The following is a 12,282-nucleotide window of genomic DNA, read 5'->3' on the forward strand; positions in this document are numbered from 1 at the left end:
ATTATCGCGTAAGTGTTTGTCGCACAGGGCCTTCTCTGATTATCTCCGCTGGAATTTCTCTCTCGGAGGTTTGCCCTATGACTAAAGTGATTTTCCGTGCCGCTCTGGTGGCTCTCGGCCTGGTGGCCGCCGCCCCGGCGATCGCCGCCGATATTCCGCTCAGCGTTGCCGTTAACGCCGGCGTGGTGTCGGACTACAAGTTCCGCGGCATCAGCCAGAGCAACAACGATCCGGCCGTGCAGGGCGGTGTCGAAGCGGCCCTGGCCCCGAATGACTGGCTGTCGATTTATGCCGGCCTGTGGGCCAGCAGCGTCGATTTCAACAACGGCACCGATGCCGAAGTTGACGCCTATGGCGGTTTCCGTGGCACCTTCGACAAGCTGGGCCTCGACCTCGGCTTCATCCGCTACATCTACACTGGTCAGGGCGGCACTTCGGCGGAGAACTACACCGAGTTCAAGGCTGCTGCCAGCTACGATTTCGGCTTCGTGCTGCCGAGCGCCGGCATCTACTACAGCCCGGACTTCTACAATAACAGCGGCCGTGCGGTGTACTACACTGCCGGCGTGGCGGTGCCGATTCCGGTCACCGATCTGAGCCCGGTCATCAAGGCCAATATCGGCAAGCAGACGATCGACAAGCCCGCCAACTTCGGCATCACCAAGGACGACTATATCGACTACAATATCGGCCTGTTCGCCACCTACTGGGGCTTCACGGCCGGCGTCCAGTTTGTCGACACCAACCTGTCCAAGACCGAGTGCGGTGGCCTGAAGACCTGCGACAGCGCCGCCGTCTTCTCGCTCAACTACGCCTACACGTTCTAATACGGCCCGCTTCCAAGCGGCCTGAAGACAGCCGCCGCCATCTTCGGATGGCGGCGGTTTTTTTATGCTTCACGACAAGCCGGCAATCGCCGCAAAGCCCATAGCCGCCGTGTGGCGCAGCCGCCGCATCCCGGCAGCGGACATGCCGCCCAGGGCATAGACGGCCAGCCCCTGCCGCCGGGCCACCGTTGCCAGCCCGGCAAAACGCAGCACACCCAGCCCCACCGAACCGGGATGGCTGGCGGTGGCGAAGACCGGCGAGATCAGAACGGCATCGACCCCGGAGCGCGCGGCCAATCCCACCGCGCCGGGATCATGGGCCGCAGCCGTTACCAGCCGCAATCCCGCCCGCCGCGCCGCTGCCGCGCGTGCAATCAGCCCCTGCGGCAGATGCAGGCCGTCGGCGCCGACCGCCAGGGCCAGCCGCACATCCCCGGCCACCAGCAGCACAAGGCCATGCCGGCGGCAGAGCGCCGCCACCCGCTGCGCCAGCGCCAGGCGTCTCACCCCTGGCCATTCGTAATGGCGGAACAGCACGCCGTCGCCCGGCTGCAAACGCCCGATCGCCGGCAGCGGGTCCGCCAGCCGATGGGCGTCTGTCACCAGCCAGCGCGACGGAAGCGGACCGCGGGGCTTCCACCCCTGCGGCCGGGTTGCTAGCGTGCGGCCCAGCGATTTCGTCCGTCGTTTCATCTTGCGCAGCGTGCCATGACCCAGCTCCCACCGGAAGCATCCAGCGCCACCCTCGCCGGGCGCCTCGCCGCCATCCGGCAGCAGATTGCCGAAGCCGCCGCGACGGCACAGCGCAAGGCCGCTGCCGTGACACTGATCGCGGTGGCGAAAACCTTTCCCGCCGAGGCGGTGATCGAGGCGCTGGCTGCCGGTCAGCGCCATTTCGGCGAGAACCGCGTTCAGGAAGGCATGGCCAAATATCCGGCGCTGCGCGAGATTCATCCCGACCTGGTGCTGCACCTGATCGGTCCGCTGCAAACCAACAAGGTGAAGCAGGCCGTTGCCTATTTCGACGTGATCCACACGCTGGATCGCGAAAGCCTGGCCGAGGAACTGGCCAGGGAATTCGCCAGGAGCGGCCGCCGCCTGCCCTGCTTCATCCAGGTGAATACCGGTGAGGAACCGCAGAAGGCCGGCTGTGCGCCGCAGGATGCCGATGCCTTCATCGCCGATTGCCGCGATCGCCTGAAGCTGCCGGTGATCGGCCTGATGTGCATCCCGCCGGCCGAGGAAGAACCGGCACCGCATTTCGCACTGTTGCACAAGATCGCCAAGCGCAACGGTCTGGATCAGCTCAGCATGGGCATGAGCAGCGATTTCGATACGGCCGTGATGCTGGGCGCCACGCATGTGCGCGTGGGCAGTGCTATCTTCGGCGGCCGCAGTTATTCGGCACCGGCATAAATTCCTTCACAATCCTCTCGTTTACTATCTTTGGTAAAGACGGCGAAAATACCTGCATAAGAATGCATTTCGCCGATGATTGGAAGTTTAGGGGGGAATACATGAAAATCCTGCACAAGTCGGCAACGATTGCCGACGCCTTTAAGCGTGAAATCGAAAATTGCCGATACATTCACATATCGGTTGCCTGGGCCGGCACAGATTTCCCCGGCTACAAATTACTTCTGCGATACACACGACGTATTAAGCAAGCCGTAATCGGCACACATTTCTATCAGACCGATCCTGACTTCATTGCTCAATTCATCGGCAATCCCGTCGTCCATTTCGTCCCTCACACTAACGGTGTCTTTCATCCGAAAATCTTCTTGTTCGATCGCAAAGGCGGCGGCTGGGCGGGCCTTGTAGGCAGTGCCAATTTTACCCATTCCGCTTTCAGCAGGAACGAGGAGGTCTGCGTCTATTTAACAGATAAAGATGATCCCGATGGCTCCGTGCGTTGGTCACTGGACGATGCTATGGCGCATCATTTTTCCCTCGGGAAAAGCGCAGAATCCCTGTGGTTGGATGACTATCGTCTCGCTGCCGAGCGCAACAGAAGCCGCCTGAAGGCGTTAGGCGGATATGAAAATCAGGAGAACAGTAAGAAACGGCTGTATGAAGCAAGCATCATCAAAATGGATTGGCCGACTTTCTATGCTGACATCCGGTCAGAAGGGAATAACCCTCCTACATATTTCAATCGCCGGATTGAGGTTCTGACGAAGGCCAGAGAACTATTGAGCTCTCATGCAACCTTTTCAGACATTCCAATACTTGAGCGCGGGCAGCTTGCGGGGTTCCGGGAGGGCGAAGAAGGCTGGGGATGGTTTGGCAGCATGAAGGGGGCAGGACGGTTCAAGAAACTGGTCAACCGGTACCCGGCCGCACTGGCAAAGGCACTAGAGAATATCCCGATGGAAGGGCCCGTCTTCAAGAAGCACTACTTGGCCTATGCCAACCAGTATCAGAAAGCTTTCGAGAACGTTGATGGCATTGGCCATGGCCTCGCCACTGCCACTCGCCTGCTGGCAATGAAACGGCCGGATTATTTTGTCTGTCTGGACAAGGCAAACAAGAAAGCCCTGCAAGAGGGGCTTGGTTTCACCATCGGGCTTCACCAGTACGAAAAATACTGGGACGGTGTCATAGCCCCAATTCAGGACTCCAGTTGGTGGAATTCGCCCCGGCCGCGGGAGCGCCGCCAGGCACAGGCCTGGGACTTTCGCGCCGCGATGCTAGACGCGATCACCTACGATCTTACCTGATTCAGTTCTTCTTCGTGGTGCCGCCCGAAGCCAGCGTCACGCTGTCGCCGGTGATGACAAAAGTCACCGAGCCATCGCTGGTCTTGTAGGTCCACTGCTCCAGCGGTCCCAGCTTCTGCAATTCGCTGGGCTTGCCGAGCGCCTTTTCCAGGGCAGCCTTGGTCTTGGCCGGTTCGGCCTTCTTCAGCGCCTCTTCGGTCGAGGGCGGGCCGCAGGCGATCAGGGCCAGCGGCAGGGCAAGCGTCAGTGCAAAGCGGGCCAGGCGAGCCATGATCATACTCCGTCAATAAAAGGGGCCGGGTTAGTTAAGCGACCAACCCGGCCCACGTAAAGCCGTAAACTGCCGTCTTAACGCTTGACTCAGAATTGCAGCGGCGTTGCCTGGCGCACGCCGGGAATCGATTTCACCTTTTCCGCCACATCGGCCGGAATCGGACCATCGACCTCGACCAGGCAGATCGCATCCTCACCACGGGCAGCACGTCCCAGATGGAAAGTGGCGATGTTGATGCCGGCATCGCCGAGCACCGTGCCCAGACGGCCGATGAAGCCCGGCTTGTCGGCATTGGTGACATAGAGCATGTGCGGGCCCAGCTCGGCATCGATATCGATGCCCTTGATCTCGACCACACGCGGGTTCTTGTTGGCGAACAGCGTGCCCGACAGATGGCGTACCTTGTCGGCATGGATGGTGACCCGCATCAGGGTCTGGTAGTCGCCCTCGCGGTCATGCTTGACCTCGGAGACCTCGATATTGCGTTCCTTCGCCACCAGCGGGGCATTGACCATGTTGACGCTGCTGAGCTGGCGGCGCAGCAGGCCTTCCAGCACGATGGCCGTCAGCGGCCGGGTGTTGAGCGTGGCGACATGGCCTTCGTATTCGATCATCACCTTGGTGAGATTGGCCTCCGCCAGCTGGCCGACAAAGCTGCCGAGCTGTTCGGCCAGCTTCATGTACGGCCGCAGCTTCGGCGCGTCTTCCGCCGAGACCGACGGCATATTGAGCGCGTTGGTCACCGCGCCGCTCAGCAGGTAATCGGCAATCTGCTCTGCCACCTGCAGCGCCACATTCTCCTGCGCTTCGTTGGTCGAGGCGCCCAGATGCGGGGTGGCGATGAAACGCTCGTTGCCGAACAGCACATTTTCCTTGGCCGGTTCGGTGACGAACACGTCGAAGGCCGCGCCGGCGACCTGGCCGCTGTCCAGTGCCGCCTTCAAGGCCGTCTCGTCGACCAGGCCACCGCGGGCGCAGTTGACGATGCGCACGCCCTTCTTCGCCTTGGCCAGCGCCTTGGCATCCAGAATGTTCCTGGTCTGCTCGGTCAGCGGGGTATGCAGGCTGATGAAATCGGCCCGCGCCAGCAGTTCATCCAGCTCGACCTTCTCGATGCCGAGCGACGTGGCGCGCTCCGGCGTCAGGAACGGGTCGTAGCCGACAACCCGCATCTTCAGGCCCTGGGCACGATCGGCGACGATGGAACCGATATTGCCGCAGCCGATCAGGCCGAGCGTCTTGCCATACAGCTCGACACCCATGAAGCGGTTCTTTTCCCATTTGCCGGCCTGGGTGGAACGGTCGGCCAGCGGGATTTCACGGGCCAGCGCCATCATCATGGCAACCGCGTGTTCTGCCGTGGTGATCGAATTTCCGAACGGGGTGTTCATCACGCAGACGCCGCGCGCCGTGGCAGCCGGAATATCGACGTTATCGACGCCGATGCCGGCGCGGCCGACCACCTTCAGCTTTTTGGCGGCTTCCAGCACCTTGGCGGTGACTTTGGTGGCCGAGCGGATGGCGAGGCCGTCATAGTCGCCGATGATGGCGAGCAGTTCCTCTGGCTTCAGGCCCGTTTTGATATCGACCTCGACGCCGCGCGACTTGAAGATGTCGACGGCGGCGGGGCTCAGTTCGTCGGAGATCAGAACTTTGACCATGGGATAGTCCTCGGATTTTCAAAAACGGGGAAAGAAAAACGGGCGCGACCTGAAGCCGCGCCCGTGGATCGGATCAGGCGGCCGCGGCCGGCTTGTAGGTCGCCTTCACTTCCGCGAAGGCCCAGTCGAGCCAGGGGCAGAGTGCGGCGATGTCTGCGGTTTCCACCGTGGCGCCACCCCAGATGCGCAGGCCCGGCGGGGCATCGCGATAATGCGCGATATCCATGGCCACGCCTTCCTTGTCCAGCAGCGAGGCAATCTGCTTGGCCGCGGCTTCCTGATTCTTGGCGTCCAGTGCCGTGAACCAGGGATCGACCACCTTGAGGCAGATCGAGGTGTTGGAGCGCACGGCAGCGTCGCCGGCGAGGAAATCGACCCAGGGGGTCTTCGCTTTCCAGTCGGCGATCGCCTTGAGGTTGGCTTCGGAACGGCCGATCATGCCTTTCAGGCCGCCGACGCTCTCGCCCCATTTCAGGGCATCGAGAATGTCTTCGACGCAGAGCATGGATGGCGTATTGATCGTCTCGCCCTTGAAGATGCCTTCGATCAGCTTGCCGTCCTTGGCCATGCGGAAAATCTTCGGCAGCGGCCAGGCCGGCGTATAGGTCTCCAGGCGCTTCACGGCGCGCGGGCTCAGCACGATCATGCCATGCGCGGCCTCGCCGCCGGTCGCCTTCTGCCACGACCAGGTCGTGACATCCAGCTTCGACCACGGCAGGTCCATGGCAAATACCGCCGAGGTGGCGTCGCAGATGGCAAGACCCTGGCGGTCATCGGCGATCCAGTCGCCATTCGGTACCTTCACGCCCGAGGTGGTGCCGTTCCAGGTGAAGACCACGTCGCGGGTCCAGTCGACCTGCTTGAGATCGGGGATTTCGCCGTAGCCGGCCTTGAGCGTGCGGACATCCTTGAGCTTGAGCTCTTTGGCGATATCCGAGCCCCAGCCGGAGCCGAAGCTTTCCCAGGCCAGCACGTCGACGCCGCGTTCGCCGAGCAGCGACCACAGCGCCATCTCGACGGCACCGGTGTCGGACGCCGGCACGATGCCGATCCTGTAGTCGGCCGGAATGCCGAGAATCTTGCGATGCTGCTCGATCACATCGACCAGACGCTGCTTGCCCTCTTTCGAGCGATGCGAGCGGCCGACCAGGGCGTTCTTGAGGATTTCGGGGGTCCAGCCGGGGCGCTTGGCGCAGGGGCCGGAGGAGAAATGCGCAGAATTGGGGCGCATTGCAGGCTTGGTCATCTGTCTATCCTTCCAGATAGTAAGCGCCCCGTTGGGGGGGCGTGTCCCGCGGCCCTTCTACCCGGACTCAGCCGCCGGTGCAATGGCTGAATCAGGTCCTGCGCGGTGCTGCGGCAAATATGCCCGGCTCACACGGGGGTTAACGGGTTCGAATTGCAAGCTGGCTGTAAGGCCCGCATGGTCTAACCACCCCTCCCCCCGCGCGAGACCGATTTGATCATGCTCTCTGCCCTGTCGCCTCCCCGCCTGCGTTTCTGGCTGCTCTGCCTCGGCATTTTCATCGGTCTCGCCGCGCTGGTGCGGCTGGTGCTGACCATCTGGGTGGCACTGGATACACCGGATTCCGCACCCGCCTTCGTCGCCGTCTGGCTGGTCGGGCTGCTGGACGATACAGCCACCGCCCTGCTGCTCGGGCTGCCCTTCCTCGCCGGGCTGTATCTCTTCGCACGACCGCTGCGATGGCGCCCCGGCAAAACCTTCGCCCATCTGCTGCTGATCGTGCTGCTCGGCGTTGCCGTCTTCAGCGCCGTGGCCGAGCTGTTCTTCTGGGAGGAATACAACAGCCGCTTTAACGGCATCGCGGTCTATTATCTGATCTTCCCCAAGGAAGTGATTGGCAATATCCGCGAATCCTTCGATCTGCGGTATTACCTGCCGCCGATCGGTATCGTCGTCGCAATCGCCTATGCCTTCCTGTGGCGCCGGCTGAACCGCGCGCTTGATGCGCCCTTTATCGCCGGGGAACGCCGCCGCATCCTCGGCCTTGCCGTCGCAGTCACGGTGACTGCAGTTCCCTTCGTTCTCGCCGGCCCCTATGAGCCGGTGGCGGCGCGCACCGTCAACGAACTGGCGGTCAACGGCATGCACAGCATGCTCAGCGCCTACTTCACCAACGACAGCAAGTATGACGGCGTTTATGCCGGCATCGACGAAGGCGAGGCCATCCCGCTGCTGCGGGACATGGTGCAGCAGGACAACACCACCAATCTCGCCGCGCCTGGAGAGCGCAGCCTGCTACGCCATGTCGATAACGGGCCGGCGCCGGCGAAAAAGCTGAATGTGGTGCTGATCCTCGAGGAATCCTTCGGCTCGGTCTATTTCGAAGACGTATTCCAGGAAAAGCAGCGCGACTACTGGAAGACGATGTCGCCGAACTGGCACCGCATTGCCGAGGACGGCCTGCTGTTCACCAATATCTATGCCACCGGTGACCGCACGGTGCGGGCGCTGGAAGCGGTACTTACATCCTTTCCGCCGATCCCCGGCATTTCCACGGCGCGGCGCTCCGGTTCGGAAGGCATGAACTCCCTGCCTTTCCTGCTGGCGAAAACCGGCTACCGCTCCAGCTTCCTGTACGGCGGCCCGACCAGCTTCGACAATATGGGCTATTTCTGGAAGACCATCGGCTTCGACCAGGTGCTGGGCCAGGGCGACATCGCCGACCAGGGTTTCAAGACGATCTGGGGCGTGGCCGACGAATACATGTTCAAGGAAGCGCTGACCCGCATCGACCGGATAGCAGGCGGACCCGACCCGTTTTTCTTTGCCTGCCTGACGGTCACCAACCATCGCCCGTTCATGTATCCCGACGGCCGCATCGCTCTGAAACCGGCGGCGAACCAGCGCGACCATGCCGCCGCCTATGCCGACTGGGCGCTCGGCCAGTTCATCGACGAGGCACGCAAGAAGCCGTGGTTCGACGACACCATCTTCGTGATGATCGGCGATCACGGACCGAAGGTCTGGGGTGCCGCACAGATTCCGGTGCAGGCCTTTCGCGTGCCGCTGATCTTCTATGCGCCGAAACACATCAAGCCGCAGCGTAATCCGGTGCTGGGGTCGAGCATGGATGTCGGCCCCACCCTGCTCGGACTGCTCGGCCTCAGCTATGACAGCCCGTTCTTCGGCGTCGATCTGCGTCGCGTGCCAAAGGATGGCGGCCGCATCGCCATGGCACATAACTTCGACGTTGCCGTCGGCAATGGCAAAAACGCGGTGGCCCTGACCCCCAAGGGGGATCTGCGACCCTATGGCATGCAGACCGGGCCTTACCAGCTCACCCCGGTTGCGCCCGAGGCGGTACCGCCGCTGATCCTCAAACAGGCGGTGGCGCAAACCCAGACGGCGCACCGCATGTTCTATGCGCGGCAGTATCACGAACTGTCAGCAGGCAGATAGGGCAGCCGGCGTCAGGCCGATCGGGCGTGATTCTCGGCCGCCAGCTCCATCAGACGCGGCGCGCGGTCAGAGACCTCGCGCAGGATGGTTTCCGCCACCACCAGCCGCTTGCGCGCATCGCCATCCAGCACGCCCTCGATATGCTCGCGATCGATGCGGGCGACGGTTTCATGCAGCTCCCAGATCGTCGCCAGGAATACCTTCTGGGTGCCGACCGGCAGCACCTCGGCGCCTTCCAGCGCCGGGAAAACCCGCAGCACCACATCGATCTTCAGACGCAACAGATCGACGATCAGCTGGCTGTGATATTCGCGCAGCTGGGCGGCGGCATTCTTCTCCGCATTCTCCATGCGGTCTTCAATCAGCACCAGCACGCCCTCGATCTCGGTGAGAGCGTCGCGGTATTCGTAATAAGGCTCGTAGGTCGCCCTGCTGATGCGCTGGATCGCATCTTCGGCCATCGTGCGGGCACGCCTGGTCTGGCGTTTCAGCGCATCGAGCAGTGTCTCGATCTCGGCCTTCCGGTAGCTCTTGCCGGTAATCTTGCTCATCATCTGCGTCTTCTGTTGCCCGCGGCCCGTCAACGGCACCGGGTATGGTCTGCATACTAGCCGGACCACCAGCCCGGCAGCCACCGGCTTGTACGTGACATTCATATAAAAACGGCCGCCCGGAATGCCGGGCGACCGCTTTGCCAGAATCGGTCAGATTTCCAAGCGCTCAGAAATTGCCAGCTCAGGCCTTGGTTCAATCGATCCCGGGTTCAATCGATCCTGGCACCCGATGCCTTTGCCACCTTGCCCCGGCGCTTGATCTTGCTCTTGAGGAAGGTGCCGAAAGCGGCGCCGGTGATATTCGGCACGACGGAGCCATTTCAGCCGGCCAGCAGCAGTGCCAGGGCCAGCAGCAGAAAAGCACTGGCCGCCAGATAGCGCGCCAGGTGCAGCGGCAACCGCCGCATCAGCGCCTTGCCCAGAAACACCACGGGTGCATTGGCCAGCATCAGGCCCAGCGTGCTGGCGGCGGTAACGATGACGATAGCGTCGTAGCGCGCGGCCAGCGCGGTGGTGGCCAGCTGGGTCTTGTCGCCGATCTCGGCGAGGAAAAACATCACCAGCGTGGTGAGGAAGGCGCCCCAGCGCCGGCTCCCGGGCGCTTCGTCCTCGTCCAGCCTGTCGGGGATCAGCGTCCAGGCCGCCATCGCCAGGAAGGATGCGATCAGCACCCAGCGCAGCACGCGCGGCTCCAGCAGGTCCTCGAGCCAGACGCCGAGCGCCGCCGCGCCGAGATGATTGGCGATGGTGGCGACGAGGATGCCGGCCAGGGTCGGCCAGGGTCGGTGGAACCGCGCGGCGAGCAGCAGCGACAGCAATTGCGTCTTGTCGCCGATCTCGGCGATGGCGACGACGCCTGCGGTCGTGAAGAAAGCGGAGACTTCAGGGGAGGCAAACACGGGGCAGCTCAAGACGGACCGGGCGGCGATACTGGCCATAGGCTGCGCCGCTGCCGCCCGGTCCGGGTTGCAACGGTACAAGCCTAAGGTCTCGCCATACCGGGGCTAAGCTCCGGTCCGGCAGCGCCAAGGCAGTGGGCGGATTGCTGGTCGCCCGTGCCTAGTCTGTTGACGCTGTCCCCGCTCGTCTTCTGCAAGACGGCGGACGGCTACTCCCCAAAGGGTGTGGCGACTGTTTAGCGCGGATCGGCCGGGCTGCCAAGGCACTGGTTCGCATACGGTGCTATTCACTACGCGCGAGAATATAATCTCTGCTGCAATCAGAAGTATTGGTTTTCCGCAGAACAAAGAATAAACTGCGGAGCATGGTCGCACGCTGCCGCACCGTCGCATTCCAGGGGATCGAGGTGATGCCGGTCGAGGCGCAGGTGCAGCTGGCCAACGGCCTGCCCGCCTTCGCCGTGGTCGGCCTCGCCGACAAGGCGGTGGGCGAAAGCCGCGAGCGCGTGCGCGGCGCGCTGGGTGCCATCGGCCTCGCCCTGCCGCCCAAACGCATCACCGTCAATCTCGCGCCCGCCGATCTGCCCAAGGAGGGCAGCCATTACGACCTGCCGATTGCGCTGGCGCTGCTCACCGCCATGGGCGTGCTGCCACCCGATGCGCTCGACGGTTTCCTCGCCCTGGGCGAGCTGGGCCTCGACGGTGCCATCGGCCCGGTCACCGGTATCCTGCCCGCGGCACTTTCAGCCCATGCCAACGACCGCGGCCTGATCTGTCCGCAGGCGCAGGGCGGCGAAGCGGCCTGGGCCGGCGATGCGGCCCGCGTGCTGGCCGCGCCCTCGCTGCTGGCGCTGATCAATCACTTCAAGGGCAGCCAGGTGCTGCCGACGCCACAGGCCGGTATCGCAGCGGAAGACACCAGCGCCCTGCCCGACCTGCGCGACATCAAGGGCCAGGAAAGCGCCAAGCGCGCGCTCGAGATCGCCGCCGCCGGCGCACATAACCTGCTGCTGATCGGCCCGCCGGGTGCGGGCAAGTCGATGCTGGCGCAGCGCCTGCCTGGCATCCTGCCCCCGCTCGACTCCGCCGAGATCCTGGAAGTCAGCATGATCGCCTCGCTGGCCGGTCAACTGCCCGACGGCCGGCTGACGCGGCGGCGTCCGTTTCGCGCGCCGCATCATTCGGCTTCGATGGCGGCCCTGGTCGGCGGCGGCCTGCGCGTGAAACCCGGCGAGGTGAGCCTGGCCCATCTCGGCGTGCTGTTCCTCGACGAGTTGCCGGAATTCAACCGCCAGACGCTCGACTCATTGCGACAGCCGCTGGAAAGCGGCGAAGCCGTGGTGGCGCGCGCCAATGCGCATGTCAGCTATCCCGCCCGCGTGCAGCTGGTGGCGGCGATGAATCCCTGCCGCTGCGGCCATCTCGGCGATCCGGCCCAGGCCTGCAGCCGGGCGCCGAAATGCGCCGGCGACTATCAGGCCCGCCTTTCCGGCCCGCTGCTCGACCGCATCGATCTGACGCTGGAAGTGCCGGCGGTGAGCCCCGACGATCTGAGCGCCCCGCCGCCGGCGGAAGATTCGGCCGTGGTCGCTGCCCGCGTGGCCCGCGCGCGCGACATCCAGCGCGAGCGCTATGCCCACACCGGCAGCGGCGGTCTTTCCAGGGACGGGCGCAGCGTGATCCGCACCAATGCCCAGGCCGATGGCCAGCTGCTGGAACTGATCGCCGCGCCTGACGAAGCCGGACGCACCCTGCTGACCGAGGCCGCCAAGGCCATGCATCTGACGGCACGCGGCTACCACCGCGTGCTGCGCGTGGCACGCACACTGGCCGACCTGGACGGCAGCGACAGCGTGCGCCGTATCCATGTGGCGGAAGCGCTGAGTTACCGGCGGCTGGGGTTCGTGCGATAAAAAAAGG

The 12,282-nt window shown here is 63.6% G+C and carries 11 protein-coding genes; 5 read left to right on the plus strand and 6 right to left on the minus strand.

The genetic code is table 11. The annotated features are described in order from the left end of the window. Positions 1–77: 77 nt before the first annotated feature. Positions 78–827, plus strand: a complete 750-nt coding sequence (locus OJJ21_RS04750; RefSeq protein WP_297683662.1) for a TorF family putative porin — start codon at positions 78–80, stop codon at positions 825–827. Positions 828–896: 69 nt separating this feature from the next. On the opposite strand, the gene OJJ21_RS04755 is transcribed toward OJJ21_RS04750, so the two are convergent. After that, complete coding sequence (locus tag OJJ21_RS04755; RefSeq protein ID WP_297683664.1) at positions 897–1,430, minus strand: thiamine phosphate synthase; 534 nt, start codon at positions 1,428–1,430, stop codon at positions 897–899. Between the two features lie 105 nt (positions 1,431–1,535). Between OJJ21_RS04755 and OJJ21_RS04760 the strand changes: the two genes are divergently transcribed. Together OJJ21_RS04760 and OJJ21_RS04765 are read left to right on the plus strand one after the other, a co-directional pair. Then, a complete protein-coding gene (locus tag OJJ21_RS04760; protein ID WP_297683666.1) occupies positions 1,536–2,243 on the plus strand; it encodes a YggS family pyridoxal phosphate-dependent enzyme in 708 nt (235 codons plus the stop codon). A 101-nt stretch (positions 2,244–2,344) separates the two neighbouring features. Further along, positions 2,345–3,550, plus strand: a complete 1,206-nt coding sequence (locus OJJ21_RS04765; RefSeq protein WP_297683669.1) for a phospholipase D family protein — start codon at positions 2,345–2,347, stop codon at positions 3,548–3,550. 1 nt (position 3,551) lies between these two features. On the opposite strand, the gene OJJ21_RS04770 is transcribed toward OJJ21_RS04765, so the two are convergent. From OJJ21_RS04770 to OJJ21_RS04780, 3 genes are all read right to left on the minus strand, one after another. Continuing rightward, positions 3,552–3,821 carry a hypothetical protein gene (locus OJJ21_RS04770; RefSeq protein ID WP_297683671.1) on the minus strand — a complete coding sequence of 90 codons (270 nt, stop codon included), beginning with the start codon at positions 3,819–3,821 and terminating at the stop codon, positions 3,552–3,554. Between the two features lie 89 nt (positions 3,822–3,910). Further along, positions 3,911–5,485 carry a phosphoglycerate dehydrogenase gene (serA, locus tag OJJ21_RS04775; protein WP_297683673.1) on the minus strand — a complete coding sequence of 525 codons (1,575 nt, stop codon included), beginning with the start codon at positions 5,483–5,485 and terminating at the stop codon, positions 3,911–3,913. A gap of 73 nt (positions 5,486–5,558) precedes the next feature. After that, positions 5,559–6,731 (minus strand): phosphoserine transaminase, encoded by a 1,173-nt coding sequence (locus OJJ21_RS04780; protein WP_297683675.1) that lies wholly within the window; start codon positions 6,729–6,731, stop codon positions 5,559–5,561. A 219-nt stretch (positions 6,732–6,950) separates the two neighbouring features. Here OJJ21_RS04780 and OJJ21_RS04785 point away from each other — a divergent pair, with 219 nt between their 5' ends. Beyond that, the gene (locus OJJ21_RS04785; RefSeq protein WP_297683677.1) at positions 6,951–8,909 is read left to right on the plus strand and encodes an alkaline phosphatase family protein; all 1,959 of its coding nucleotides are present in this window, start codon (positions 6,951–6,953) and stop codon (positions 8,907–8,909) included. Positions 8,910–8,920: 11 nt separating this feature from the next. Here the strand turns inward: OJJ21_RS04785 and OJJ21_RS04790 are convergent, their stop codons facing one another. Beyond that, a complete protein-coding gene (locus OJJ21_RS04790) occupies positions 8,921–9,463 on the minus strand; it encodes a hypothetical protein (protein ID WP_297683679.1) in 543 nt (180 codons plus the stop codon). A gap of 320 nt (positions 9,464–9,783) precedes the next feature. Continuing rightward, a complete protein-coding gene (locus tag OJJ21_RS04795) occupies positions 9,784–10,362 on the minus strand; it encodes a TMEM165/GDT1 family protein (protein WP_297683681.1) in 579 nt (192 codons plus the stop codon). Between the two features lie 365 nt (positions 10,363–10,727). On the opposite strand from OJJ21_RS04795, the gene OJJ21_RS04800 reads away from it, so the two are divergent. Next, positions 10,728–12,275, plus strand: coding sequence for a YifB family Mg chelatase-like AAA ATPase (locus tag OJJ21_RS04800; protein ID WP_297683683.1), 1,548 nt, complete (start codon positions 10,728–10,730; stop codon positions 12,273–12,275). The last annotated feature ends 7 nt before the right edge of the window (positions 12,276–12,282 follow it).

The organism is Ferrovibrio sp. (genome assembly GCF_025869515.1).
Taxonomy (GTDB): Bacteria; Pseudomonadota; Alphaproteobacteria; order Ferrovibrionales; family Ferrovibrionaceae; genus Ferrovibrio.